Consider the following 25,243-nt stretch of genomic DNA (forward strand, 5'->3'; position numbering starts at 1 on the left):
ACTCGCATACGTCCGGTTTCCAATTGCCCTCGTAATTGCAGGTGAGAACCCACAGAGAATGACTTGAACCACGACGAAATAGCTATTCGGGCTGCCCGTCACTGTGCTGTCCACCCACCGTCGACGGGGATGTTCGCGCCTGTGATATACGAGGCCTCGTCGGAGACGAGGAACATTGCCAGGCCAGCGATCTCTTCTGGTTGTGCTACCCGTCCCATCGGTGTCTGGCCGTGGACGTATTCGTAGAACTCCTCCTGGCCGAAGGCGGGTTCGGTCATCGGCGTGTCGACGAATCCCGGACAAATGCTGTTAACTCGCACGTTCTGTTTGGCGTAATCGACAGCGACCGACCGCGTGAAGTTGACGATGCCGCCTTTGGCCGTCGCATAGGCAGTCGCTCCCGGGCCAGCAACGAGCCCGTAGATTGATGCGATGTTGACGATGCTCCCCTCGGACTCCTTCAGGTGTGGCATCGCTGCCCGCGTCCCGTGCATGACGCCGTTCAGATTGATCCGCATCACGTCGTGCCAGTCGTCGAGCGACATCTCCTCGACCGTCCCGACGCGGCCAATCCCCGCGTTGTTCACCATCACATCCAACTGGTCGTACTTCTCGACGGTTGCCTCGACGAGCGCTTCGACCTGCTCGTACTCTGCGACGTCACATTGGGTGAAGTCACAACCGAGTTCCTCGGCCGCTTCTTCTCCTGCATCAGCCGACCGATTTGCGATAACGACCTCGGCACCGTACTCTTTGTACTTCGCAGCAGTTGCTTTGCCGATCCCTGTCGATCCGCCAGTAACGATTGCGACCTTGTTATCAAGCATGGAAGCCATCCACAATACTCTTTCCGACGTCTAAAACATCGGGATGAGTTTCAGGAGTGTGGTATTCCTTGAGAAATCGGTCATTCTGTGTGCTCGGATGACACCACCGATTCGCCGAGATCACTCGGACGGATCTTCCGCACCAGCCTCGCTTTCGGCGTCGGGTTGCGGATCTCCCCCGGTCTGTTTCTCCTGCGCCTCGCCCCAGCCACCGGCGTCGGTTACCTCGAACAACTTCCCCCAATCCGCGTCGTCTTCGCTTTCCGGGAGCTGGTCCCGTAACTGCCAGAAATCGGATTCCGGTACTACTGTACTAACGAAATCGAACGAGTAGATGACCGACGTCGGAAGTCCGGCTTCCGCGATACTCGGCGGTGTCTTTCCCGCGAAGGTCGCTGGGAGGATTTCCGAGAGCCACAGCGATGCGATTAGTACGGCCAATAACAGATGGAACCCGACGTGTATCCGGACCGAAGTTTCCCTGATTGATTACTTGAGTGCATCTGCGTCTAGTCGAACCATTCCGCCGACGAACGTGAACAGCGTTAACCAGAGCAATGTGGTGTATACCAGATACAGCCCGTTGAATGCGGTCATAAACGCGTAGGACGCGTAGGTGTAGAGCAGATACCCCGTCACCCCGAGCCAGACGACGTATCCCCGGAGCGACCCGCGAACGGCAAAGTACAACGACGCGGCCAGGGCGGGGACGGCAACCACGAGCGTCAGCAAGTCTTGGCCGTAAACCTGTGGAAGGAGCACCGCCGCTCTGCATAGAGAAAGACGAAATCGAAGAGGCGATCGACGTCCTAGATACTGCACTCGAAACGACGTTTCACGGAAGTATCGATTCATGAGAATTACGAGGTACTGTCGGCGTTTGTGCGGGAACCCTTCGCGAGTGCTGGCTGACCGGCGAGGCAACTGACGTTGTGAACGCGTTCCCGAACATCCCTTTGGACTCGGGAGGCGTCGCACTCGTTAGGGGCGCAATCCCAACCTCCTACTCGTCCTGGTCGAGCGCGATGCCGACCGCCCCGAGTGCAGTCCGTAACGCCCGCTCGAACGTCGTTTCGTGCGGGACGTGCACGGCGTTTCGCGCCGGGGTGAGCTGGCTACGGAGGTCGGCTTCTGAGTCGGGAACCGGCACCGCGTCGAGGCCTAGCTGTCGCCGTGAGAGATTGCTTTGCCCGTCGACCGCGAGAAAGAGGTTCGCGTCGCGCGCCATCGCCACGTCCACCGGGGCGTCGCCAGCCGCCACAATGTACGTCCAGCCGTGGGCAGCCCGCAGGCGTTCGACTGTCTGCCCTTTGTCGACGCGGTCGAAATTGCCGGTGTACCGCTCCGACCGCACATCATAGGCGGTCCCGATTACTTGCGCGGCACCACTCACTTGCCGCGCGTACGCGGTCGCAATGTGTTCGGGGCCATCGGTGACCAGATAGAGGTCGGTGTCGTCGTGCCGTGCCAGCCGGTCGAGGGTCGTACGGAGCTGCGCATCGACGGGACAACGGGATGCGACCACCTCGGCCACCGCGTCCGCCACGTCGGCCCGCCGTTTGCCGCGGAGGAGGGCGCCGTACGCCTCGAGGACGGTCGCTCGCATCGCCTGGTAGTCGCCCATGTCCGAGGCGGGCAGTGTTCGCGACGCGGTCTGGCCCTCGCGTCCGGTCGGGCGGTCCGCCTGGTGTCGAGCAAGCGTCGTAAGAATTGTCTCTGACAGGTGGTCAGCCCCGGCGACGCGCAGGGCATCGAGGCCCGTCAGGACGCCCTGCCATTTGGCTGTCGCCGCGAGGCCACCGTGGTAGTCGGCGACGGCCGTCAGCGCGGTGCGGCGGTAGCGTCGCTCTCTGGGCGAGAGCGTGATGCTGTCGGCGTACGGGAGGAACGCGAGCGTCTCGATGAAGACGGACCCAGACCGGTAGACGGTGCCGTCGATGTCGAGACAAACGCCGATGCGATCACCTGCCTCGTACGCGAGCGGATCACGATCGTCTGCGGGCTCCTCTGTGACAGTCATGACGGCCCTCTACTGGGATGGGAGAGCGGTACGGAGTCGGTCATACTCGCGGACATGGTCACGCAGCTTCGACCCGGACATACGCCTCGCCGGCAACGCCTTCGAGCGGGCTGGGATCCTCGAGTTCGGCCACCACGGTCACCGGCGAGGCGGCGCGGGGCTGGTCGTCGGTGCTCGCGGGCGTCGGGCCCCAGAACAGGCACAGGGCGTTCCCAGGGGGCCAGTATGCGACTGCGCCGACCGGAACGGTCTCGCGGGCGTTCTCGGCGGGCATGTCAACTGGGACCGAGAAGTACAGTTCGTCGCCCCAGCGCGTTGCGTCACCCGCGACCGGCAGGGCGGCCGCGAGTGCGTCGCGTGTGGCCGGTGCGTCGTCGGTCCACGAGGCAGTGCACGTGACATCACCGACCGCGATCCGGAGGTCTGCCATGATCGTGCAGACGCCACAGGCACCCGTAAAGGTACTGCGGACGCGACTGGCGCGCAGTTCCGTGTTCCGATGGCGCGTGGCCGTGTCCGGTGCGCCGGTTCCGGATTCCCATGCTTCTTATCGTACAGCGCCGAGCATAGAGACACAGTGCGTTCACTCGGGGCGGTCCGAAGCGGAGCGGCCGAGACACAGACCGGAGCGCTGGCCGTGATCGCATTCGGCTGGTTTCTCACCCTCGGACTACGGTTCGTGCTCCCTGCAATTTTGCCCTCTATCAAAGTGGCGTTCGCGATCAATAACGCGACCGCCGGGCTTGCCATCACGGTCATCTGGGCGGGCTACGCGATCATGCAGTTTCCGGCCGGCGTACTCGTCGACCGGCTCGGCGAACGCAGGCTCCTGAGTGTGAGCCTCGTACTCGCCGGGGGCAGTCTCGGAGCCATCAGCGGGGCGCCGGTCTTCTCTGTGTTCGTGGTTGCCGCCGGGCTGTTCGGGTTGGGAACCGGCTTGTTCGGCACGTCCCGCGGTATCGCGCTCTCGAATCTCTTTTCGCCGAATCCGGGACGCGCGTTCGGTATCACGCTCGCCGCTGGGAGCGTTGGCTCGGCCGCCCTCCCGTTTCTCGCCAGCGTTCTCACTCTCGAGATCGGATGGCGGTTGACTGTCGGGCTGTCGGTGCCGTTGTTTCTCGCCACGGGCGTCGGAACATGGTGGGTGATGCCAGCGGCGACGGCAGATGCCGACGGCGAGCCCGAGTACTCGCACCACCGCATACTTGGTCCGCTTCGAGTCGCACTCGCTGACCGCGCAATCGGAATTGGTGTCGTCGGCCTGACACTGATGCTGTTCACATTCCAAGCGCTGACGGCGTTTCTGCCGACGTATCTGGTGCAGGAGAAGGGACTCTCCCAGCAAATGGCGGGGGCCCTCTTTGCGGTGCTGTTCGTCGCTGGCGCTGGCTTCCAATTGGTGGGCGGCAGCGCAGCGGATCGAGTCGGGACGCGGGCCGTCCTTGTCGGCGTCGCGTTCGTCGGCATCTTCACGCTCGCCGCGCTGCCGGTCGTTCACGGCGTCCCGGCGCTCGTCGGCTTGCTTGTCGTGCTGGCCTCGCGGCTCGCAGTCGCCCCGGTGGCAAACGCATACGTCCTTGAGGCCCTGCCTGACGAGAGGATGGGGGCCGTCTGGGGGCTCCTGCGAACAGGCTTCTTCTTGGTGAGTTCGACCGGGGCTGTCGTCGTGGGGGTCCTCTCGGATCGCGGCCTGTTCGACGAAGCATTCTTCCTCTTGGCGGGAGTGACTGCCGTGGCGACCGCATTGTTCGTGTATTTGCCGAAGCGCCCCGGCAGGGAGCCGACGTAGACGGCCTGCGCCCGTTGCAAGGTGTCTCTCTACAGTTGGCGGAAGAGGACCGACGTCCGATTTGTGCTCGGACGTCGCCTGTAGCACTCACCGCCGACGTCTGACCCGCGTGAACTACCCCGCCCTACTCGCTCGCTTGCGCTCGCTCCTTGAGGAAGGGGGATTAGCGCCTGTAAATTCAGCTAACACATGCCCGATGTGCGGAGCAACTGAGATCAGCCGGTACGAGATTTGTTGACCTCACCGAATCCTTTCTCAGTCCTATCCCAAATAGCAGAAAGACAGAAGTCTGCTAGTATATTCTCTTTCTCCACTCGAAGGATGTTCAATCCGTTGTACGTGCGAATCAAGCTGTTTATTACACGAAATCGACGCTCTCGAACTCGAATCTGGCCCCACCAGTCGAACCCTCGGACAACGAACACGACCAGTCGTACACGTCCGCTAATTCCTGTACGAACGCCAACCCCAGTCCGGTGCCACCCGCTTCAGCAGCCGTCGTGAATCCGATGTCGAACACGTCTTCTCGGTCGTCTGCCGGAATCCCGGTTCCATCGTCCGCGACGTAGAATCCTTCAGGGAGGTCTCCGATCGTGATGGTCACGTCACTCCCGCCGTGCTCGACTGCATTCTCGAACAGATTCTCGAGGAGATGCCGAATATATGTTTCCTCGGCCTGTAGGACACGGTCGGTATTCACTACCAGCCGCGCGTCGGGGGCGTTCACCTGCATCCACACCTCGTGGGCGACATCCGCGAGGACAACGGCGTCGTTCTCACCGATAGCGTCCCGACCACGGGCTAATACCAATAGAACGTCGACCATATCCTCGATGCGGTCGAATGCCTCCTGAACGTGCGTGACGGCGTCCGTCTCCGAATCCTCCGGGAGTTGCTCGCTGTAGATCTGGCCGATCGTGACGGGGTTGCGGAGTTCGTGGGCAAGCATACTCGCGAACGCGTCCAAGCGTTCGTTCTGCGCCGCCAGTTCGTCTTCGCGCTGCCGTCGCCGGATCTCGGTGAACAGGATGTTGGCGACGCTCCGGATGAACTCGACGTCGTCGTCGGTATATTCTTCGACGGTCGTCGTGTGGACGCCAAGAATCCCCCACGGATCGTCGGGCGTCCCGATGATGGTGCTGATACCGCTTTTGACGCCGTGCGAAGTGAGCAACGCTGGCCCAGTGAACCGGTCTTCGGACGGGAGGTCGGTAACGACCACGGGTTCCTCTTCGAGGAGAGTGTACCCTGCCTGCGAGTTCCGTTCCGTCTCGACCGTCGCCGTCCCGACGATGCCGTCACGCCACCCCACGCCGTTCCGGAGCAGCAGTTCGTCATGGTCTGGCCGGAGTTCCAAGATCTTGCAGTAGTCGTGATTGAGCGTGTTTGCCACGCGTTCGACCGTCTTGTCAAACAAGTCGTCGAGTGGGTGGTCGTCCAGCGCCAACTGGGCGATCTCCGCCAACACGCGCTGTTGCTGGGTGGAGTTCGGGGCCCTCTCGTCGGCGCGGACTACCGGGTCGATGTGGTTCTCACGTGGGAATAGATCATGGAGGATACCAGCGATTTGATTGTGAAGCATAGGAACGTGCATACTGATTCTCCGTAGGCGGCACCCTGAGAAAGGGTTTTTGCAAAGTTGGCGAACGAGTCAGGTACGCTACGAATCGTCGTCAACATTCTTAAACTCAACCTGTGCCCACCAGTGTCGCTCTCTGTCACCTGGCATGTCCACCCGTACACGTCCGCGAGTGCGTCGACGAACGCTAGTCCGACCTCCGTGCCGCCGGTATCGGTGACAGTCGTATATCTGGCCTTGAAGACCCTATCCCGCTCGCCCGCCGGAATCCCACTCCTGTCGTCGGCGACATAGGAATTTCTGCGTTTCTAGTCACCGGACGACCACGATGGGGAGCACCCCGACAAGTATCAGTAGCAAGACACTGGCCGTCTGCTCAATTTACGAAAAATTCGAGGCGAAAGCCTCGCCCTTCAGGGCGGGGATGAAGCCGACCAACAGTATTCAACCGCCGACGATGGCACAGACGGGGTTCCAACGCAATCTATAAGGCATCCGACCGTGATAGTATGCATAGATGGTAAAGAGTACTCGTCACGCGAAATACGAACTCTACTACCACATAGTGTTCGTGCCGAAGTATCGGCGTTCGCGCCTGACGGGGAAGACGAAGGAACGTCTCGAAGCCATCTTCGAGGAAATCTGTGACGACAAAGACCTCGAACTGGCCGAGTCCGAGGTCATGCCCGACCACGTACACCTGTTCATCGGGAGTCCACCGAAGAACGCTCCGTCACTCATCGTCAACTGGGTCAAGGGCATCTCGGCGCGAAAGTATAACCAGCGGTATGACGACCGCGTGAAGTGGACTCGTTCGTACTACGTCGGAACAGCGGGAAGCACCTCGAAGGACGCTGTCGAACGCTACATTGCTGAACAGGAAGGTGGCGACGAATGAAGCGCGTCAACCCCTTCGAGGTGATCCCACAGACCGAGAACGACAAAGAGTGCCTCCTACGGCTACTTGACGCCTCCGCCTCGCTGTGGAACGAACTGACCTACGAACGTCGTCACAACTACTTCGGTGACGGCGACGTGTGGGACACTTCCGAGTACCGTGGACAGTACAACGGTGTCGTCGGAAGCGCGACTGTCCAACAGGTCACGCGCAAGAACAGCGAAGCGTGGCGGTCGTTCTTCGCCCTCAAGGAGAACGGCGAGGACGCCAACCCACCGTCGTACTGGGGCAACGAGGAGGACGGACGCGAACTCCGAACCTACATTCGGTGCAATCAGTACACGATTCAGTGGGGCAAGCGGTCGCGTCTCGAAATCCCCGTTGGGCAAGAACTGAAAGACGAATACGGATTCGGCTACCACGAACGACTCCGCCTCGAAGTCCGAGGCAACCCGAAGTGGGACGGCAAACAGGGTCGTCTGGAACTCGAATACGACGAGGTGAGCGACACGTTCAGGGCTTTTCAACCAGTCACCGTCCCTGATTCTCGACTGGATTCACCACTGGCTTCTCACGAAGCCGCCCTCGACGTTGGCGCAAACAACCTCGTCGCCTGTTCCACGACTACTGGAAACCAGTACCTCTACGATGGTCGGGAGTTGTTCGGACGGTTCCGCGAGACGACAGACGAAATCGCCCGCCTTCAATCGAAACTCCGAGAAGGACGCTACAGTTCCAAGCGGATTCGACGGCTGTACCGACAGCGAACTCGTCGCCGTGACCACGCACAGAACGCGCTGGTACGCGACCTCGTTGAACGACTGTACGACGAGGGCGTGGCGACGGTGTATGTGGGCGATTTGACCGACGTGCTGGAAACACACTGGTCGGTCAGGGTGAACGAGAAGACGCACAACTTCTGGGCGTTCAAGAAGTTCATTCACCGTCTCGCGTGCGTCTGTGAGGAGTACGGCATCTCTCTCGAAGCCGAGTCGGAAGCGTGGACGAGTCAGATGTGTCCCGAGTGTGGCGACCACGAGGAGACGGTTCGCTACGGGGATACGCTGACGTGTCCGTGTGGTTTCGAGGGGCACGCCGACCTCACGGCGTCAGAGACGTTCCTTCGAGAAAACAGCGATTGAGAAGTCAGGCCGATGGCACGGCCCGTGCGATTCGAGTGGGACGACCACAACTGGTCGGGGAAACCACACCCTCACGAAAGTCCCAAAGAAGTGCGCACAAACCCGCAAGTTGCCTCCGTGGGTCGGTAGCCGAACCCCCAACGTGAGGAATCCTCGCGCTTTAGCGCGGGGAGGATGTCAAAGGCTTTTCAATCGACATTAGAGAGGGTGAATAGATTTAGAAGCCATTGGGGTGGTTTGTTTCTACTTATGGCCTAGAGCCGAGCGGGGAAGCAGCATTCTTCACCTCAAGATGTGTAACAGACGTGGTCGGGATACTGACAATGAAGGTCCGCCTGTTTCCTGCGACTCTCTTCAGGTGAGATTGAGTGGTTCAGGTTGATGTTTGGTCTCACTCTCTTATTCTGATGCTGGGTGCGGCTTACGGAAAACATTGTTGTGAATAATAAATCCGATTCATTCCTCGCACGTCTCGATTTGGACGCTCCAAGAAGTCTCCCAACCATCCTGATCAGACCGAGTATTCCTTTAAATAGTACTGTCATTTCCCGGCGACAGATGATCGACGGCCCACTCCGACGGTATCTCCTCATCTTCGCGGCGAGCCACCTTCTAGATCTTCCCCGTGGCAACGACGCGCGTCGGCATATCCAGCGTGACAGGGAATTCACTCTTGTCTACCGCTCTCGGGAGAGCACTAACATACCCGCAATGATGAGTAAGAGCGTGGAGACGATGGTTGTGAGACTCCCTAATGCGAACAGTTCGGGAGTTGCACGTCTGGAAGAAGCAATCGAGAACACTTGGATCGGCATCGTATTTTGCCGTCCGACCAGCAACAGGCTGCGCGTTGCTTCGTTATACGACAATGTGAACGCGAACACTGCCGCGCCAAGCACCGTGGGCGCGATCTGTGGCAGGATAATTTCCCGGAAGACCGTCAGCTCATCCGCGCCAAGCACGCGTGCTGCTTGCTCGTTCTCCGGCAGGTTCGGTGGGATTCCAGCCAACAGCACGATCATTGCGAATGGGAGCGTCCACACGACGTGGACGGTGAGCGCTAACCAAAGCCCCTTGCTGAGGCCGAACAACTCGTTCAGCAACAGCGTCGACCCGATGCCGTATGTAATCCCGGGCGTGATGATACCGAGCAAGAGCAGGTAGAGGACGGCTCGACGGCCGGTAAACTCGTGTCGATATGCAAGCACCGTCATCGTCGCGAGCACCGTCGTCACGATCATCGTCACGAATGCCAGTTCCAGCGAACGCTGCACGGCCTCGATGATGTTCTCGCTTGCCAGTAGCTCGCCGTACCACTGGAGGCTGAAATCCACGAACGGGAAGGTAAGGCCGCCTTCGTTGAACGAGAACGCGATCAACGAGAGCATTGGCAGATAGATGTAGATCGAGATCAAGACGACGTACACTGCGAGAATCCGCTTTATGCCGACCCGCTGGCCGACGTCCGTGAGCGTCTCGGTTATCCGATTGACCGCTGACGGTGATTGCGTTCGCGACCGTGACGTGTCCTGATCTGTCGCCATGGAATCCTCCAGTGTCGCTACCCTGCTCGTACTCGACCAGTCTCCGAACTCGCCGTCACCCGTCGAATGCTTGCGCAACCTCGTCCATCGTCTTGAACTCGACGTCGTCCTTCGTCTGCATGTGCTGTATCAGCTTCTCGAGCCGCAGCAGGCGGTGTGCCTGGCCGATCACCTGCGGGTGCATCGTGAGGATGAATACACCACCATCCTTGTGGTCGTACATCCAGTCAAACTGGTCGTACCACCGTTGGAAGATCGAGTCTTCGCTCACGTACCCCATGCGGTGCGGCCGTGACCACGTGAAGGTGAGCGGCGGCCAGTCGTCGCGTTGCCACGACACCGGCAGTTCGACCATGTCCGTCGGTTCACCCCTATCGTACGGTCCATCCTCAGGCGCACTCCAGTTCCCGTACACGTAATGTGGCTCGAAATCCGACGCCATCTTGCTCGAGTCCCAGTCGAATCCGAGGTCGAGAAGGATATCGAGTGTATGTTGGGAGAAGTCCCACGCCGGCGAGCGATAGCCTGTCGGCTCTCGTCCTGTGAGGTCCTGGATGCTCTCGATGCCTCGTTCGATGTCCGCTTGTTCGTCTTCCTTCGTCTCGTAGGTCGCTGGTCCGGTATGACTCCACCCGTGATGTTGGATATCGTGGCCGCGATCCCAGACGTCTCCACACGCCTCTTCGAAGCTGTCGATGGTGTGCCCGGGAATGAACCACGTCGATGGGATGTCGTACTTGTCGTGGAGATCGAGGAGTCTGGGTGCTGCCTTCTCGGCACCGAAGACACCTCGGGAGTGTCGCGTCGGCATGTCCCAGGAGTCGTACGACCACAACCACGTCGACACTGCGTCGAAATCGTACGTCAGACAAACGGTAGCATCTGGCATAGCACCGAATACCCTCGCACTACAGATAAAAGTATTATAATATATACATGAAGAGCCATCATGGTGTAGCACGAATTCCCGATAAAATACTACCGCACAAAACAGATTACCGAACTCCCTCAGCTCCCATCCTCACGCTCTAGATGGCGCTGCTGCTGGCGAGCAGGCTCGTCATAGATCGCCTCCTCTGGCCCCGCCGGTTCGTCAGTGAACGTCGCATCGATCGCATCATCCACCTTCAACAACAGTCCGGCGACCTCCGTTGCACAGATGAACTGCCGTTGCTTCGTTGCTACCGGATCCAGGACGCCCGCATCGATCGTATCCTGAACCTCACCGTCGGGAAACACGATTCCCGCTCGTGCATGGCCATTCGCGTGGACGCCACGTAGGTCTGACAGGCCTGCAATCGGATCACGCCCAGCGTTCTGTATCAAGGTCGCGATGACCGACTTGACGGCGTTCGCGAATCGTTCGACCGCTAGCTGAGACCGATCTGGGAGATCACGTGCATCCTGTTCGACCTGCCGTGCGATTTCCAGTTCGATTGCACCTCCACCTGGTACAACCCCTGGATCGTACTTGTTGTATCCGCGTGCTATGGCCACAGCTGCTGTTGCCTTCCGGAGTTGCCGCGTCGCCTGATCCTCGATTTGTCCAGTCACCCCGCGAAGCATCATCACGACTGAATCCGGTTCAGGACACCCTTCGAAGACGATGATCCGCCGTGTTTTCCGGCGATGCCGACGCGGCTCAACCTGCTCTTCTACCACCGTCTCCGCATGCCCAAGGTGATCGGCTGTCGCATCCGTTGGCTTCAGAACCGGTGTCGCCCCCGTCGCGAGCGCGACCTGTCGGAAATCGAGACTCGTCACCCCACGGATTCCCAGGATGTCGTGCGTTGCGAGAAGATGCTGATACTCGGTATCGATTCCCGATTGCACTACCACGACATCGACCCCGAGCGATTGAATATGTGAGACGGCCTCCTGACGTCTCTCCTGTTCCCATGCCACGTAATCATTGGACTCAGCCGCCGTCTCCATCTGGATGCTGACGTCTTCGTCCGGCGTGTCCAGTTGAAGTCCATGGCCGTCCTGTCCATCCAGTAGCAACACCGACGCGTCGTCCTTCCGGCCGGGCATCTCCGTGTGCGCGCGCTGATGACGGTCGAGAACAGCACCCCGTATCAATCGGGAATCTGCAATCCGGCCCTTCGAGAACTGGCGGACGACGAACGACTCCTCATCCGGGACCCCTATCTGGTCAGCGGCCTCGACCGCAAGCTGCGCCCACGAGTCCTTCGCTCCTCCGACGTCGTTGCCTGTCATCGCAGTTCGTGCGACACCGACTGCCATCGCCGACGAATCGGAAAACTCGTCAAGAGAGCGGGACCATTCTTCGAGCGTTTCCAGAGCACTCTCGAGAGCGTGTTCGTAACCTTGGATGATAGTCGCTGGATGAAGGCCGTCCTCAAGCAATGATGTCGCTTCGTGTAGCAACTCCGCGGAGAGGACGACTGTCGATGTCACACCATCCGGGATGTCTTCTCCTTCGATGTCCGTATCCCCTGGTCGCTCTGGGCCGACCATCCGCCGGACGACAGGCGCCACAGGATGTTCTAGTGGTAGCTCGTCGAGGATAGTCGCACCGTCACTCGTGACGACGAACTCGTCCGTCCCCGGAACGCCACGCATCTCGTCACCGCTTTCGGTCTCCAGCTGGGTGACGACCAGCGTGTCTTGGGGCGTCGGCCCCAATCCCTTCCGCAAGACATCTGCTATCGCTTCCACGGCGACGATATTCGCGTCCGGGAACACCGGAGCTGATGCATCTGACTCGTTTTCGATTTCCCCCGCCCCCATGTCTAACACTACTGATGCAATTTCCAAAAAGGTATGCTCCCTCACCCACCGAAGAGCCCTCGAAGTTCGGCCATGTCGTCGGTCGTTGCAAGTGCTAACGTAACTCCTCTCCTGGCTTGTCCGGTTCAGCACCCTCGCTACCTTCCGTACTGACTATCGTTCCCCCCGTGTTGACATCCTCCCCGCCCTAAAGGGCGAGGATTCCCACGTGGGGCATCGGGCCATTCCTGACGCCCCCGGGGGGCAACTTCCTCCCACGAAGGGAGTACCGGGTTCATGCGCTCCACGTCAGGGCGGTGAGCGCGTGGTGACGCCGACCCAATGGGGTCGCCCTGCTTGTGGCGCTCCCCACGCCCAGCCCCAAACAGACTGTGCGAACGCAGGGATTCACTCCCGCCGTTTCGACAGGAGTGACACGGGCTGTGCCATCGACCATACTTCACCACGACGATCGTGACGAAGTGCAACCGCGAACGGGGCGTGTTTTGATTTGAGCCGTCACCCGCTCTCGTACACGGGCGTTACCGCCCGTTTCCAGCGGAGGTACGGGTTCTGTGAGGACGGCGAACAAATCTCAACCACGTACTCCCCACGTCGTTGTGAACCGTCGTGGTAGGCGTGGAACCGTCCGTATCGACGGGAAGCGACCCCGGGTCTTCCGATTGAGACTTTACGCGATTGGCTTGAACTACGGGACGATGCCGGGCTACTTCTTAATGTCGGTTGTTGAGGGGTTGCCTGATTCATCCCCGCGATAAAGCACGGGGCTTTCTCCTCAATCTCCGTAAGGACGGAGACTTGCTGTGGCATATCGGTTACACGGCGGAGGTCGGCTTATCGTTTCGGCCGCCGTCAAGTCTGGTTGCTGTAAAATTTTGCGGCCACCTGTGATTTGGCATACGGTACCACACCTCAATATTGCCTATCTGGACAAATAGTTGAAATCTGGCCGGGGAAGTACCTCTCACGAACTATAATTGTCATTGATGGCGAACGGGGGTAGCATGGGGAATGGACTGAACCGGAGAAACTTCATGAAGTACGCCGGTGCTGCATCCCTCGGGGTCGCAGCACAGGACGGGGCTGGCGCAGAGACCACCGGTGACGCAACAAACATTGGTCAAGATGGTCTTCAAGACGGACAGCGCCCCGTTCAATGGACAGGCCCGGAGTACGCAGCACGGGAGGGCCAAGAAGCGAAGTTCGAGGAGATGACCGATATTGATCTAGAACGGACGATTGGTGATCTCCCAACGACCCAACAGCGCATCATCGGCGGCGGGAACGAGACGTTCGACGCCGTGTCAGTTGATACGTCCAGTGCCGGCGCATTGACGATGGACAATGACGTCACTGCACCCACGCCGACCGACCAGCTAGATAAGTGGGATCCGGATACAATCTCCGACCTGTTCACACAGCCAGAGGAACGGCTCGGTGACCAGATCGGTGCCCAGGCAGAGACGCTCAACGAGCAACTCTGGATGGATCTGGACGCCCAGAACGAACTCCGGTTCCCGCCGACCGTCTACAACTTCGACGCCATCGGGTACAATCCGAAGTTCATCGATCCCGGGAGTGTCTCCAGATGGTCTGCTCTCTTCGACAACGAGTATCAGGGTCAGGTACTCTTCGACGCAATCGCTGCAATAGCGATTCCGGAGGCGTTGATGCACATGCTGGACAACGACATGGTCGAGGGAGAGGTCGGCGAACTGAACGACCCGTCGGAGGACCAGCTCGACGCCGCCATTGACTTCCTGGTCAAACAGAAGCAGGAGGGCCAGTTCCGGTCGACGTGGACGGCGTACGGTAACTCCGTGAACCTGATGGCGAGTGAAGAGGCGATCATTGGCGATATCTGGCAGCCGGCCGCCCTCGACGTGCGCCGGTCCGGGACGCCGTGCACGTACGCGACGATGAGCGAAGGCATCCAAGGGTACCGGTTCTGGTACGCCGGTATCATACCGACGAAACCTGGGGCCAGCCAACGCAACAACGTCGACGAGGTGAACACCCTCATCAACGACGTCCACTACGGCGCGTGGTACCCAGGATACGTCCAAGGATGGGGCTATTCCGTGCCTCAGTATCCGAACACCGACCTCGTCCGAACCGGATCGGACGAATCTGGTCAGGGGATGGGTCCGGAATACTACGACTGGGCGTACCGGGGCGAACGGACCTACGAACCCGTCGAGGATCCGTACCTCTTCGACCCGCAGAGCTACGAGTGGTCGATGGAGGAGGGAGAACCGAGTTCCGACGGCCAGCAGCGTGACTCCGGTCCGATCGAGGAACGGATCGACCGCATCGGGTTCTTCCAGATCTGGCCCAGCAACGCCGATTACATGACCCAGCGATGGCGAGACTTCACTAGCGCCTGATCGCCCGCTATGTCGTCTCGCTTTCGGCGCCGCCTCCGGGATTTCGAGACCCAGCTACTCGTTGGGCCGACGGTTCTCTGGTTCGCCGTCTTCTTGTTGCTCCCGCTGGCAGTGATCGTCTACTACAGCTTCTTGACGTACTCGAGCTTCAACGTCATCCACGAGTTCACGCTCGAAGCCTGGCGGATCAGCGTCTTCGACCAGACGGTGTACAACGTCTTCATCCGGACTCTCCTCATCGGCACCGCGGTGACCCTTCTCACGCTCCTGTTCGGCTACCCGCTTGCGTACTTCCTCCGGTTCTACATGAGCCAGAACGGTGGCATCATCCTCCTGTTGTTCCTGGTTGTCCCGTTCTGGACGTCTGGAGTGATTCGGACGCTCGGCTGGATACCGATACTCGGTCGAACTGGCGTCATCAACCGGATCCTCCTCGATATCGGCCTCATCAGTGAACCCATTAGCTGGTTGTTGTTCTCCCCGTTCTCGCAGATTGTGGGCTACCTCCAGAATTACGTCGTCTTCATGGCCGCACCGATCTACATCTCACTCGCACAGATCGACCCGGACCTGCTCGACGCCTCCGAGACCCTTCGAGGGGGGTCCATCGCGACGTTCCGTCACGTCACCTGGCCGCTGAGTCTTCCGGGCGTCATCATCGGTTCGATCTTCGTCTTCGTGCTCTCCATCGGGAACTTCACCATCCCCCAGTTCCTCAGCGGAGGCGAAAGCACGATTACGACTCTCATCTACCTGTCAGTGAACTCCGGTCTCAACTATCCAGCTGCGTCGGCGCTATCGATCACACTCCTCCTTGTCATCTTTGCCGTCGTCTACGGTCTGACCCGACTTGTCGACATCACCGAAATCGGTCAGAGCTGAGCCTCATAGCCCTCACCACATCTCCTTCGACCTCATTCGCCAAGAACGTCCGTTTCGAGGTCGACGCCCGACACGACACTCGTCCGTTCGAGAAGAATCGTATCTTCGACGTCCCATCCGACCGTGACAGTCTCCGTCTCGATGTCAAGGCGTGACTCCGATTTGAGCTGGATCTCCATCGTCTCCTCACCACTGGCCGCCTCGAGAAGTAGTTGCGTCCCACGTCCGGGCCGCGAGATGACATCCAGAACTCGACACAGGAGCGAATTCGGTGAGTCCGCGTCGAGCCGAAGATGCTGCGGTCTGACGACGAACGATACCTGTTCTCCGACAAGGGAATCACCTTCGACCCCCGTGTTCGCCGTACTGACAGCGAACTCGCCGACGGCGGTCGATACAGTGACGGTTGCTGCCGTGTCTTGAGCGTCCACGATCTGGCCGGTGAAGATGTTCGAGTCACCGACGAAGGAAGCCACGAACGCCGTGGCTGGCTGGTTGTACACCTCCGAGACGGTCCCGGATTGCTCGATCTGTCCCTCGTTCATGACGACGATTTGGTCGCCCAATCGCATGGCCTGATTCTGGTCGTGGGTCACGTACACGAAGGTGGTCTCGAGTTCCCGGTGGATGCGTAACAGCTCGCGTTCCATCCGTTTCTGCATCTTGTAGTCCAGATCTCCGAGTGGCTCGTCGAGTAACAGGAGCTTCGGCTTGAGGACAAGACTTCGAGCAAGCGCGACCCGTTGCTTCTGTCCAGCAGATAGTTCCTCAGGCGACCGGTCCCGGACATCTTGTAGCTGCATCAACTGTAGCATCTCCTCGACACGCTCGGTTTTCGTAGAGGCTTCGACACCGACACGGTCGAGCCCGTACCGGACGTTGTTCTCCACCGTCAGATGAGGGAACAGCTGGAAATCCTGGAAGACGAGCCCGATATCACGTTCGTACGTCGGCGTCCCCGTGATGTCGACGTCGTCGAGGAGTATCTCTCCCTTCGTGGGAGTAACCTTCCCGATGATCGAATGCAGCGTCGTCGATTTACCACAACCGCTTGGCCCGATGAGGACACAGAAATCACCGTCCTTGACATCGAAGTCGATGTCGTCGACCGCGAGGGTCCCATCGGGATACACCTTCCGGAGTCCACGAACTTGAAGGATATCCCGTGGCTGCTCCACTGCTTGGCGTTCGCTGGGCTTCGGTTGGCTGGTCTCCTCCTTGGTCGTGTGATCGGCCATTAGTCAAATCTCCTCGATGTCTTCGATGGTCACCGCTTCGGTCACGCTCAGGCGATTGAAGTAGATAGCGTCACTGATATCCCAGCCGATGCGAATCTCTGATCCAACCTCCCCGATCATCGATTCGCCAGATTGCATGACCTCGAACGCGATAGTCGAACCATCCGTCGCGGGCACTCTGACCGTGAATTCGGTTATCTCTCCCGTATAGGTGCGACCCTCAAGCGTGGCTTCGATGGTCGTGTCCAGCTCTTCCGCTTCTGAACCGAGGTCGATGTTTTCCGGCCGTATCAGGACGACCGATTCGCTCAAATGATCCGAGTTGGTCTGTGCGGTTGCGGTGATGGTCCCGATTTCGGTTTCGACCGTGACCACGTCTCCATCCGTTCCGAGTACCTCTCCCCGGAGGACGTTCGAATCACCGACGAACCGACCGACGAAGGCCGTTTTCGGCTGTTCGTACACTTCAAACGGCGTTCCGGTCTGTTCGATCTGGCCTCGATTCATGACGACAAGTCTGTCGCCGAGCTTCAACGCCTGCTCCTGATTGTGCGTGACGTAGACGAACGTACTGTCGGACTCGCTGTGTATCCGGCGCAGGTCCAGTTCCATCTGCTTCTGGAGCTTGTAGTCGAGGTCGGCAAGCGGGTCGTCTAGAAGGACGATTTCACACTCCCTGACGAGCTGCCGTGCCAGTTCGACGCGTTGCTGTTGGCCACCGCTGAGCTCGGTCGGCAGGTTGTCCGTGGTCTCTGAGATTGCCAGCAGTCCGAGTATCTCGTTGACGCGCTCTTCGACTTCGGTGGTCGTCACCGATGGCTGTTGTTGGAGTCCAAATGCGACGTTCTCTCTGACTGTCTTGTGCGGGAACAGCGTGTCCTCGAACTCCTGAAAGACGAACCCGATGTTTGCGTCTTTCACCGATATGTCTCTAACATTGGTTCCGTCTAGCATGACTTCACCGATCTCGAAGTCAAGCAACCCGGCGATACATTTGAGGAGGGTGCTTTTTCCGCAACCACTGGGGCCGATGATGACACAGAACTCCCCTTTCTCGACGGTCAGATTGATGTCCTGCAAGACGTGTTCACGGCCGAATGACTTGGAGAGTGAGTCGACAGAAATCGCCCATTGGGTCATCGGATCTCCTCAATGCCCATAATAATTGGTTAGGATTAGAAAAAGATTCGGCCCAGTTTCCCCATGCCATCGGACAAATCCCAATCCGGTCGAACAGCGAACAAGCAAACACGGCCTTATCGTGACCGATTTCACCCCATTCGCTCTAAGGCTTCGCGACCGGCTTTGGTGCCGAGCCGAAGATTGGGGTCCGGTTCGACCACAAGAACTGGTACTTTTTTCTGCCAGATGGCCTCTACGAGACCGGTGGCGGTAACTATCGCGTAAAGAAACAGACCGCCATTGCTGACGGGATAGACTTCGATGAATTGACTGGCCACTCCGTCCAGACACAACTCGATGATCTCATCGACGGCGCAGAGACCAGGGAGTGAAACAAGTCAGCGGAGAACACTTGCTCGTCCTGTCGCGTTCACCGCTCCACGGTCAGTCTTTTAGGGGACTTCTCCATAGGTGCTGGCATGTCCGATGGGTTGGAGCCAACGGAAGAGTATGACGGGACCATTACGGTCCACATCTTAGACGATTATGGAGATAATGAACGCATCGGGTGTTCATCGTACAAGAACGCAATTGAACTGGTAAAGCACCGACAGTCGGATGCCACCGTGGTGAAGATCGAGGACCGGGATGACGAGATCGTCTTCACGTCGGCCGAGATGGATATCCGCGACTGGGAGCGGGAATGGAAGCACGCGAAACGCCGCCTCTCCGCCGATATCGAGGAACGGAAGTGCCCGTATGACAGCCCGTCGTGTTTCGCCGATGATCTCTGTGTTCAGTGCCAGATGGATAAAGTGCAGGAGAACTACTAAGCAACTAAACTCGGCAGGCTATGGGTGTCCTTACGATTCGGAGAGTGACACGGTGATGTCGCGTAGTGGACAGCATAATCGGCGCAGAGGTTCCTGCACGAGAAGGAACGTACTCGTACAGGGGGAGAGAGGCGCCATTTCATATCGTACTCTGTTCGTAGTGCATATCTAACAGCCCCACGTGCAGTAATCAGCCCAAGACGGCTATTTGACACCGTGAGGGACACAGTGTAACCAAGATGCCAATCCCGTTCACGCCGTGAGCGCTGTTCACCCCGTAATGGTATACGGAGTGACGGGGCGCTTTTAACTGTGGTATATAATGGCACCCCACCCCAAGGGATACGGAGAAAAGGAACAACCAGGGAGCGACCGCCGGACATTCCTGAAATCGTTCGCAGTCATCGCCCCCCTCGGACAGACGCTTACACGCACAGCCACACGACCACAGTCACGCACTCAGTTGGAACTCCTGAGCACCCATCCGATTGATGGCGCGACCGAAGTCGTGACGCAGGACCAGTACGCGTACGTGGCCGTCGCCAACAGATTCAGGGAAATTCGCGGCAGTCCTGGGGAACTCGCCGTCGTCGATTGGACGACGCCCACACAGCCCCGCACCGTGTACTCGGACGAGGCGCCGAATCTGGCCATCGGGACGTGGGACGTGAAGGTGGCTGGCGACGTGGCGGGACTCGCCAGCACGGCACCGGGTGTAGGCGGGGTCGATTTTTTCGACGCGAGTGACCCGGAAAACCCAGAACACGTGTCGTTCTACGACGTGAGTACAGCGGATCGCTACAACGGTCGGGTGCATAACTTCTTCATCGATGGCGAGTACGCCTACGTCGGGGTGAATGCGGCAACGACAATCGATTCGGATGGCGATGGAGTCTCAGAGAAGGTACGACAGTTTGGAGAAGATGGCGTCGATATTGTCGACGTGAGTGACCCGACGACCCCGACGCGAGTAAGCACATGGCAACTGAAAGAGTTCCCGGGTCCCGCCTTCGCAACGGCCAGCGTCAATGGGTTTCACGACCTCTACGTTCAGGATGGACTCGCGTACGTCTGTTTTTGGGACGCGGGCATCGTCGTGTTGGACGTAAGTGATCCGAGTGCGCCCGAACTCGCGGGCCACTTCGGGGAGGCACCCGACGCCGACAAGGAAGTCCGATTCCGGAACACAGACGAGGAAAGTCGGGGCGCATATTTCCAGGAGACGGGGGTGAGGGACCACCGACAGCGTTTACCCGGGAACGCGCACTACGTCCAGCCCTCGCCGGATGGGACGTACGTGTTCGTCGGCGCGGAATCCTTTATAAAAGGGGAACCGGGTGGCATCGACATCTGGGACGTCTCCGATCTCGGGGACATCTCCGACATCGAGGACCTCCTTGCAGGTCCCAAACGCGTCGGTCACATCTCCCCGCCCGACATCGAACTCTCGAAAGCCGATCAAGAATTCGTCGACACAATACAGAGGTTTAACGTCTTCAATTCACGGGCTCGCGCCTTGGTCCATACGTCACACAACTTCGACGTGACCGACGACCGACTGTACACGTCTTGGCACGGCGGTGGCGTGCGCGTGTTCGACATCACTGACCCGAGCGCACCGACCGAGATCGGTGTCTACGATCCGGAGGACGCGTCGTTCTGGGCGGCCGTTGCCGCAGGCGAGACCATCGTCGCAAGCGATATCGGCACCGGTCTCGTCTTCCTTGAGGCCCCCTAATTCCGGCGGGTGCGCGACGACGACAGCCCACTCCATGTTTCAGACGACTGATCGAGAGATACGCTATATCTATCGCGACGAAACCCACCTTGTTCAAGAACGACCGTAATTGTACAGTCTGTACGTATTCTCTATCTTTTAAGCAAGATACCTCCCTGTACGGACTCATGGGTCATTGTTCTCTTTCTAGTTCTTCACGGACGACTGCGCGAACGCGCTCATCTAGGTTGTCCTTGTCGCGGTCGGCGAGGATGTCCACATCGTTGGCGACAAGTGGGAGTGTGCTTACGAATAGACTCCGAGGAGGGCGAGGAGAGGTGTCTCTTCTTGGATGGTGTCTCGGAGAATCTTCCTCGTATCTATCCGTTGTCGCCAGAACGACTTAAGTGAATAGTGGAGAGCGGAGTCGTCAGCGGGAGCGGGTGGAGATTAGATTTCGACGCAAATGCCGGCCTTTGGAACGCAGACCTCTTGAGTCCCTCTAGTGTGCTGTTGTGTCTGGTAGAACCGCCGGAACGTTTGGACGGCGATGATGCCAGTCGCAGCGAGTGCAATGACGCCAGCGGTGGCGGTGGGGTACGAGAGTGCCACCATCACTGCGAAGAGTCCGAGGATGGCCAGTGCCGACGTCGCGATGATAGCGCCGAAACTCTGCGCCGAGATCGAGCTCAGATGCCGGGCCGGATCTTGGTTTGGTGTGTACCTCATCACAGATAGATGTAAGAGTGGCACCCGCATAAGTGTAATCTGAATTATATTTCTGTAGCGATGCTTACTGAACCACGATTATGTAGAAATATTGTCGTATGTGGCTACATCAGATACATTACAAATCAAAGCAGCTCGAAACAAGAGCACTCCCATCTAATAACAAACATCGAAAGTAAGCCAGCAAGAAAAGCAGGTATCTGGCGTGGTTTTCGATGAAGCACCGAATCGAAGATACGACTGGAGCATGGCAGACTCTGGTGACAGCTTCGACAAACTCGCCGACACGAACACGTGGAAGAACATTTTTGTGCTGTTCGACGGATTCCTCGGCCCAACGCCCTTCAAAACACTATCGAGGGTTGCGTGAACATGCATACATCCGATGAGGTGTACGGTATCACCGTCATCGCTGGCCCACCTGAAACTAGTGAATCGAGAACCTCCAGATACCGACACGGTGACGATTCCGGAGAATTAGCTTGCCCTGTGACATGGTTGTTTATTCCGATGTGACACTGGTGGAAATAGTAGGGGGAAGTGGAGTGGGAGTGCTCCGTCAGGGGTTTGAACCCTAGTCCTTGCCGTGAGAGGCCAACCAAACAACCGCCAACAAACCAACTAGCCTCTTCACCCCCACCGCGCATTCAGTGCGTTCCAGCCCTGGCAACGCCAGATAACACCACCGAGGTACATAAATACCCGCTTTGTTGGCATGGCGCCAAACCAGGTTCAGCGGATTCGTACGGTGATGACTTTCCCAATATGGAGACTGCTGTTGCAGAGAAGAGACTTCTACTGATTGCTCAATGTATTTGTTCAACTCGATAACTCACGTAACACGAGTTCGTGCATTTTCCGCTTCCTCTCTGAGTCTGGTGACTATCATCTTGAGGAAGACCCGTATGGTTTCGTCCTCGGTTACCATATCGTTCAGAACCATCCCCTGTCACCGGCAAAGTCCCCACCCAATTGGGGAGACGAGGTTCAGCAGCGACTGACTCAAAAGGCCGAACGACTAACCCGGGTCTATGGCCATCGAAGCCTCCTTCACTATCGACCAGGCCGATTTCCCGTTGAGCACCGTCTTTGCACAATTAACTGACGCCACCATCGAACTCGATCGAATCGTCCCGACGAGTAACGCCGTCATCCCCTACTTCTGGATTTACGCCGATGACACCGCCACCCTCACCACCGACTTAAGCAACGACGTCGGGATCGATCAGGTGACGATAATCGACGAAGTAGAGGGACAGATGTTCGTTCGTGTCGATTGGAACCTTGACCACGAGAGCGTTCTCACGGCAATCGTCAATACCGACGTCACGCTCCTCTCCGGGATGGGAAATCAGGAACAGTGGACATTTGAAGTGCGCGCGAACGAACAACAGGAACTCGCCGCGTTCCAAACGTACTGCCAAAAACACGACATCCCAATCGAACTCACCCAGCTGCACGCGCTCGCATCACTCAAGGCGGATCAAGAGTACGACCTCACCGAGGGCCAGCGCAAAGCAATCACACTAGCGTATTCCAAAGGGTACTTCGACACGCCGCGCACCGCCACCCAAAATGATCTCGCAGACGAACTGGGAATCACCCGGCAGGCGGTCTCCTCGCGGTTACAGCGTGGCCTTCGACGACTCGTGGCAAGTACACTCATTACCCCGCAAGAGTGACCACTTAAACCACCATATAAAGGAATGTTGCGCACGCAACAGCCACCCTCAACCAGTTGTAAGGCCTGTGCTAGGGTAATGAACTCACCTCAAGATACGCGCGGATGTCTCGAACTCGTAGACTCGATGACGACCATCGAGTTCGATGCGAATCGAGAACTGTTTCAGGCGGTGTACGACAGAAATCAAGATTCGGTGGGTCTGGCAGTGGTCGCACTGGTAGCGACCGTCCTCGACAAAGAACCTGACCATCTGGCTCCACTGTATTCCTCAATTGATGAAGATGAATTCGAGGGACTACTCCAAGAGACAACCGACACTCGGCGGGGACAGGGACACATTTCGTTCAACTACGAGGGGTTCGAGGTGACCGTGTTCGGAGACGGAAAGATAGAGGCCGACCCCACTGGAGACCACGTAGTTGGCATCGCTGGATAGAATGAGGAAGACTGAGCGGGAAGCGACGAGTGACGGAGACTTCGAAATGGCTCTCCAGGAACAACAACAACGGGTGTTAGCTAGGTTGAACGAGGAGAAAACGCTGAACGCTACACCAATCGTCCGGCATGATGAGAGCCTGAGTTGCGAGGAGTATCTCACCCTTGTCTACGAACTCCACCATGTCCATCTTCCCGAGCTACAAACAAATGACTTGGTTGAGTTTGACCGACAAGAGGACGAGGTGACACGAGGGGCACAATTCAAGAAAAAACGCCCATCCCTCAAATCTGGGGACAAAAACTGAAAATCACCCCAGGTGATGGTCACGTATCCATCTCTGGGATTTCACTCTTGGCTTGTCTGTACGGACGCCAGCCCTTTACTGACGGAGCGAGACAGACCATCCAATGGCTACCGAAGCGACGTTTACGGTGCCGTCCGACCAGTTCCCCTTGGGAACCGTGTTCCAACGATTACCAGGAGTGACGGTCGAACTTGAGCGAATCATTCCGGCCCAAGACGTCGTGATTCCCTATTTCTGGGTGCGCGGGACTGACGTCGACGACATCGAGGGTGCGTTTCTCGACCATCCGGGCGTCGAGAACATTCACCTCGTCGATTCCGTTGCAGACGAGTATCTATTGCGCGTCGAGTGGACGCTGGAGTACGACGGCGTGCTGAGCACACTGATGGAAACGGGGGTTCCCCTCACCGAAGCCGTCGGCACGAGCGAGCAGTGGACGTTCGATATTCGGGGCGACGACCGACGTGACATCGCGGCGTTTCAAGAGCGGTGTCGGGAGTTGGACATCCCGATTACGCTCACCGAACTCCACGCACTCACGCCCATCGAGTCGGAGGTCGGGACCGCACTTACCGACACCCAACAGGAGGCGCTGGTACTCGCCTACGAGCGGGGCTACTTCAACACCCCACGCGACGTGACGATGGCCGACCTCGGCGACGAACTCGGCATCTCACAGCAGGCGGTCGCGTCCCGACTCCGACGCGGAATTAGTTCGATTCTCGGCAGTTCGCTGGCCGAACTCCACCCATTAGAGTGAGCACCATTTAAACGGTTTGTGTACCCAACAGCAGAGGGGAACCGCGTAGGCAGATTACAGAAGCGTATGGTTGGGACACCCGAGTTGGACACGGTTCTTGACATCTGTGAACACAAGCATCGCCGCATCGTCCTTGCGGCACTTGCAGATCAGCACCAGTCGCTCTCGATAGACGACCTTGTAGAGGCAATCGTCAGACACAATCACCACACGTCACCGTCAGAGGCTGCTGACAAGGTAGTGACCCGGATTCGGACCGGCCTGCATCACGTCCATCTCCCGAAGTTAACTGAGGCCGGGTTCATCCAATACGATTCCGAGCGACAGTTGGTGGAGCCAACAGCCCAGCTTGAACAAGCAGAGTCCCACCTGTCGGTGATTCTCGCTGTGGATTCTGAGCTTCCAACACCACTTGAAGGACCCTAACCACCACACGATGAGGACCAACGACTCCACACGCGTCGATGGCACGCACGTAACCGAACAGAAACGAGCTGTCGAAGCACTCACCAAGGCACTCGAGACTGAAGATTTGGACGAAAAGGACTACCATATTCGGGAAGCCTTACAACTGCTCAGCATTGAAAATCGGTAG

Annotated in this window: 22 protein-coding genes and 4 pseudogenes; 13 read left to right on the forward strand and 13 right to left on the reverse strand. The window is 58.2% G+C overall.

Annotated elements, in window-relative coordinates; genetic code table 11:
* Positions 1 to 98: 98 nt before the first annotated feature.
* The 5 genes and pseudogenes from E2484_RS11560 to E2484_RS11575 all read right to left on the reverse strand — a co-directional run bounded on the left by E2484_RS11560 (position 99) and on the right by E2484_RS11575 (position 3,277).
* Complete coding sequence (locus E2484_RS11560) at positions 99 to 827, reverse strand: meso-2,3-butanediol dehydrogenase (RefSeq protein WP_137285395.1); 729 nt, start codon at positions 825 to 827, stop codon at positions 99 to 101.
* A 120-nt stretch (positions 828 to 947) separates the two neighbouring features.
* Positions 948 to 1,151 (reverse strand): annotated as a pseudogene (locus E2484_RS25995) (DUF2267 domain-containing protein); the annotation flags it as partial.
* Positions 1,128 to 1,595: pseudogene (locus E2484_RS26000) on the reverse strand (hypothetical protein); the annotation flags it as partial. The pseudogenes E2484_RS26000 and E2484_RS25995, both read right to left, overlap by 24 nt.
* Before the next feature lie 235 nt (positions 1,596 to 1,830).
* A complete protein-coding gene (locus E2484_RS11570) occupies positions 1,831 to 2,847 on the reverse strand; it encodes a haloacid dehalogenase-like hydrolase (RefSeq protein ID WP_137285396.1) in 1,017 nt (338 codons plus the stop codon).
* Positions 2,848 to 2,905: 58 nt separating this feature from the next.
* Positions 2,906 to 3,277: a cyclophilin-like fold protein gene (locus E2484_RS11575; protein WP_137285397.1), complete on the reverse strand. Its 372-nt coding sequence runs from the start codon at positions 3,275 to 3,277 to the stop codon at positions 2,906 to 2,908.
* A gap of 207 nt (positions 3,278 to 3,484) precedes the next feature.
* On the opposite strand from E2484_RS11575, the gene E2484_RS11580 reads away from it, so the two are divergent.
* Positions 3,485 to 4,636: an MFS transporter gene (locus E2484_RS11580; protein ID WP_321112498.1), complete on the forward strand. Its 1,152-nt coding sequence runs from the start codon at positions 3,485 to 3,487 to the stop codon at positions 4,634 to 4,636.
* 358 nt (positions 4,637 to 4,994) lie between these two features.
* On the opposite strand, the gene E2484_RS11585 is transcribed toward E2484_RS11580, so the two are convergent.
* Both E2484_RS11585 and E2484_RS26005 read right to left on the reverse strand, forming a co-directional pair.
* Positions 4,995 to 6,230 carry a GAF domain-containing sensor histidine kinase gene (locus E2484_RS11585; protein WP_137285399.1) on the reverse strand — a complete coding sequence of 412 codons (1,236 nt, stop codon included), beginning with the start codon at positions 6,228 to 6,230 and terminating at the stop codon, positions 4,995 to 4,997.
* Positions 6,149 to 6,493, reverse strand: a pseudogene (locus E2484_RS26005) (ATP-binding protein); the annotation flags it as partial. The gene E2484_RS11585 and the pseudogene E2484_RS26005, both read right to left, overlap by 82 nt.
* 239 nt (positions 6,494 to 6,732) lie before the next feature.
* On the opposite strand from E2484_RS26005, the gene tnpA reads away from it, so the two are divergent.
* Together tnpA and E2484_RS11600 are read left to right on the forward strand one after the other, a co-directional pair.
* Positions 6,733 to 7,113 carry an IS200/IS605 family transposase gene (gene tnpA / locus E2484_RS11595; RefSeq protein WP_137285400.1) on the forward strand — a complete coding sequence of 127 codons (381 nt, stop codon included), beginning with the start codon at positions 6,733 to 6,735 and terminating at the stop codon, positions 7,111 to 7,113.
* Positions 7,110 to 8,384, forward strand: a pseudogene (locus E2484_RS11600) (RNA-guided endonuclease InsQ/TnpB family protein). Before tnpA ends, E2484_RS11600 begins: the two are co-directional and overlap by 4 nt.
* 548 nt (positions 8,385 to 8,932) lie before the next feature.
* Here the strand turns inward: E2484_RS11600 and E2484_RS11605 are convergent.
* The 3 genes from E2484_RS11605 to E2484_RS11615 form a co-directional block, all read right to left on the reverse strand.
* Positions 8,933 to 9,799, reverse strand: coding sequence for an ABC transporter permease (locus tag E2484_RS11605; protein ID WP_137285401.1), 867 nt, complete (start codon positions 9,797 to 9,799; stop codon positions 8,933 to 8,935).
* 55 nt (positions 9,800 to 9,854) lie between these two features.
* The gene (locus tag E2484_RS11610) at positions 9,855 to 10,688 is read right to left on the reverse strand and encodes a polysaccharide deacetylase family protein (RefSeq protein WP_137285402.1); all 834 of its coding nucleotides are present in this window, start codon (positions 10,686 to 10,688) and stop codon (positions 9,855 to 9,857) included.
* Between the two features lie 119 nt (positions 10,689 to 10,807).
* Positions 10,808 to 12,553: a TCP-1/cpn60 chaperonin family protein gene (locus E2484_RS11615; RefSeq protein WP_137285403.1), complete on the reverse strand. Its 1,746-nt coding sequence runs from the start codon at positions 12,551 to 12,553 to the stop codon at positions 10,808 to 10,810.
* 1,034 nt (positions 12,554 to 13,587) lie between these two features.
* Between E2484_RS11615 and E2484_RS11620 the strand changes: the two genes are divergently transcribed.
* Positions 13,588 to 14,940, forward strand: a complete 1,353-nt coding sequence (locus E2484_RS11620; protein ID WP_321112501.1) for an extracellular solute-binding protein — start codon at positions 13,588 to 13,590, stop codon at positions 14,938 to 14,940.
* A 9-nt stretch (positions 14,941 to 14,949) separates the two neighbouring features.
* Entirely contained in the window at positions 14,950 to 15,822 is an 873-nt protein-coding gene (locus E2484_RS11625) for an ABC transporter permease (RefSeq protein WP_137285404.1), read from the forward strand.
* 32 nt (positions 15,823 to 15,854) lie between these two features.
* Here E2484_RS11625 and E2484_RS11630 read toward each other — a convergent pair whose 3' ends face one another.
* Both E2484_RS11630 and E2484_RS11635 read right to left on the reverse strand, forming a co-directional pair.
* Positions 15,855 to 17,060 (reverse strand): ABC transporter ATP-binding protein, encoded by a 1,206-nt coding sequence (locus E2484_RS11630; protein WP_137285405.1) that lies wholly within the window; start codon positions 17,058 to 17,060, stop codon positions 15,855 to 15,857.
* 3 nt (positions 17,061 to 17,063) lie between these two features.
* Positions 17,064 to 18,200, reverse strand: coding sequence for an ABC transporter ATP-binding protein (locus tag E2484_RS11635; RefSeq protein ID WP_137285406.1), 1,137 nt, complete (start codon positions 18,198 to 18,200; stop codon positions 17,064 to 17,066).
* A gap of 461 nt (positions 18,201 to 18,661) precedes the next feature.
* Here E2484_RS11635 and E2484_RS11640 point away from each other — a divergent pair, with 461 nt between their 5' ends.
* Both E2484_RS11640 and E2484_RS11645 read left to right on the forward strand, forming a co-directional pair.
* Positions 18,662 to 19,015 (forward strand): hypothetical protein, encoded by a 354-nt coding sequence (locus tag E2484_RS11640; protein ID WP_137285407.1) that lies wholly within the window; start codon positions 18,662 to 18,664, stop codon positions 19,013 to 19,015.
* A gap of 532 nt (positions 19,016 to 19,547) precedes the next feature.
* The gene (locus E2484_RS11645) at positions 19,548 to 20,753 is read left to right on the forward strand and encodes an LVIVD repeat-containing protein (protein ID WP_170977317.1); all 1,206 of its coding nucleotides are present in this window, start codon (positions 19,548 to 19,550) and stop codon (positions 20,751 to 20,753) included.
* A 429-nt stretch (positions 20,754 to 21,182) separates the two neighbouring features.
* On the opposite strand, the gene E2484_RS11650 is transcribed toward E2484_RS11645, so the two are convergent.
* Positions 21,183 to 21,461 carry a hypothetical protein gene (locus E2484_RS11650; RefSeq protein WP_137285409.1) on the reverse strand — a complete coding sequence of 93 codons (279 nt, stop codon included), beginning with the start codon at positions 21,459 to 21,461 and terminating at the stop codon, positions 21,183 to 21,185.
* Between the two features lie 247 nt (positions 21,462 to 21,708).
* On the opposite strand from E2484_RS11650, the gene E2484_RS25530 reads away from it, so the two are divergent.
* The 6 genes from E2484_RS25530 to E2484_RS11675 all read left to right on the forward strand — a co-directional run bounded on the left by E2484_RS25530 (position 21,709) and on the right by E2484_RS11675 (position 25,074).
* Positions 21,709 to 21,831 carry a hypothetical protein gene (locus E2484_RS25530; RefSeq protein ID WP_321112505.1) on the forward strand — a complete coding sequence of 41 codons (123 nt, stop codon included), beginning with the start codon at positions 21,709 to 21,711 and terminating at the stop codon, positions 21,829 to 21,831.
* Between the two features lie 661 nt (positions 21,832 to 22,492).
* Positions 22,493 to 23,143: a helix-turn-helix domain-containing protein gene (locus E2484_RS11655; protein ID WP_137285410.1), complete on the forward strand. Its 651-nt coding sequence runs from the start codon at positions 22,493 to 22,495 to the stop codon at positions 23,141 to 23,143.
* 126 nt (positions 23,144 to 23,269) lie between these two features.
* A complete protein-coding gene (locus E2484_RS11660; RefSeq protein ID WP_321112507.1) occupies positions 23,270 to 23,581 on the forward strand; it encodes a HalOD1 output domain-containing protein in 312 nt (103 codons plus the stop codon).
* Positions 23,565 to 23,888 (forward strand): hypothetical protein, encoded by a 324-nt coding sequence (locus tag E2484_RS25535; protein ID WP_321112509.1) that lies wholly within the window; start codon positions 23,565 to 23,567, stop codon positions 23,886 to 23,888. Before E2484_RS11660 ends, E2484_RS25535 begins: the two co-directional genes overlap by 17 nt.
* A gap of 103 nt (positions 23,889 to 23,991) precedes the next feature.
* Positions 23,992 to 24,648: a helix-turn-helix domain-containing protein gene (locus tag E2484_RS11670; RefSeq protein ID WP_137285413.1), complete on the forward strand. Its 657-nt coding sequence runs from the start codon at positions 23,992 to 23,994 to the stop codon at positions 24,646 to 24,648.
* 66 nt (positions 24,649 to 24,714) lie between these two features.
* Positions 24,715 to 25,074 (forward strand): DUF7344 domain-containing protein, encoded by a 360-nt coding sequence (locus E2484_RS11675; protein WP_137285414.1) that lies wholly within the window; start codon positions 24,715 to 24,717, stop codon positions 25,072 to 25,074.
* The last annotated feature ends 169 nt before the right edge of the window (positions 25,075 to 25,243 follow it).

The sequence above is a fragment of the Halorussus salinisoli genome, from assembly GCA_005239435.1.
Taxonomy (GTDB): domain Archaea; phylum Halobacteriota; class Halobacteria; order Halobacteriales; family Haladaptataceae; genus Halorussus; species Halorussus salinisoli.

Bases quoted from the DNA above. Each gene is read 5' to 3' on its own strand.
- E2484_RS11560 (WP_137285395.1), bottom strand. From the start codon at position 827: ATGCTTGATAACAAGGTCGCAATCGTTACTGGCGGATCGACAGGGATC.
- E2484_RS11570 (WP_137285396.1), bottom strand. From the start codon at position 2,847: ATGACTGTCACAGAGGAGCCCGCAGACGATCGTGATCCGCTCGCGTAC.
- E2484_RS11575 (WP_137285397.1), bottom strand. From the start codon at position 3,277: ATGGCAGACCTCCGGATCGCGGTCGGTGATGTCACGTGCACTGCCTCG.
- E2484_RS11585 (WP_137285399.1), bottom strand. From the start codon at position 6,230: ATGCACGTTCCTATGCTTCACAATCAAATCGCTGGTATCCTCCATGAT.
- tnpA (WP_137285400.1), top strand. From the start codon at position 6,733: ATGGTAAAGAGTACTCGTCACGCGAAATACGAACTCTACTACCACATA.
- E2484_RS11605 (WP_137285401.1), bottom strand. From the start codon at position 9,799: ATGGCGACAGATCAGGACACGTCACGGTCGCGAACGCAATCACCGTCA.
- E2484_RS11610 (WP_137285402.1), bottom strand. From the start codon at position 10,688: ATGCCAGATGCTACCGTTTGTCTGACGTACGATTTCGACGCAGTGTCG.
- E2484_RS11615 (WP_137285403.1), bottom strand. From the start codon at position 12,553: ATGGGGGCGGGGGAAATCGAAAACGAGTCAGATGCATCAGCTCCGGTG.
- E2484_RS11620 (WP_321112501.1), top strand. From the start codon at position 13,588: ATGAAGTACGCCGGTGCTGCATCCCTCGGGGTCGCAGCACAGGACGGG.
- E2484_RS11625 (WP_137285404.1), top strand. From the start codon at position 14,950: ATGTCGTCTCGCTTTCGGCGCCGCCTCCGGGATTTCGAGACCCAGCTA.
- E2484_RS11630 (WP_137285405.1), bottom strand. From the start codon at position 17,060: ATGGCCGATCACACGACCAAGGAGGAGACCAGCCAACCGAAGCCCAGC.
- E2484_RS11635 (WP_137285406.1), bottom strand. From the start codon at position 18,200: ATGACCCAATGGGCGATTTCTGTCGACTCACTCTCCAAGTCATTCGGC.
- E2484_RS11640 (WP_137285407.1), top strand. From the start codon at position 18,662: ATGTCCGATGGGTTGGAGCCAACGGAAGAGTATGACGGGACCATTACG.
- E2484_RS11650 (WP_137285409.1), bottom strand. From the start codon at position 21,461: ATGAGGTACACACCAAACCAAGATCCGGCCCGGCATCTGAGCTCGATC.
- E2484_RS25530 (WP_321112505.1), top strand. From the start codon at position 21,709: ATGGCAGACTCTGGTGACAGCTTCGACAAACTCGCCGACACGAACACG.
- E2484_RS11655 (WP_137285410.1), top strand. From the start codon at position 22,493: ATGGCCATCGAAGCCTCCTTCACTATCGACCAGGCCGATTTCCCGTTG.
- E2484_RS11660 (WP_321112507.1), top strand. From the start codon at position 23,270: ATGACGACCATCGAGTTCGATGCGAATCGAGAACTGTTTCAGGCGGTG.
- E2484_RS11670 (WP_137285413.1), top strand. From the start codon at position 23,992: ATGGCTACCGAAGCGACGTTTACGGTGCCGTCCGACCAGTTCCCCTTG.
- E2484_RS11675 (WP_137285414.1), top strand. From the start codon at position 24,715: ATGGTTGGGACACCCGAGTTGGACACGGTTCTTGACATCTGTGAACAC.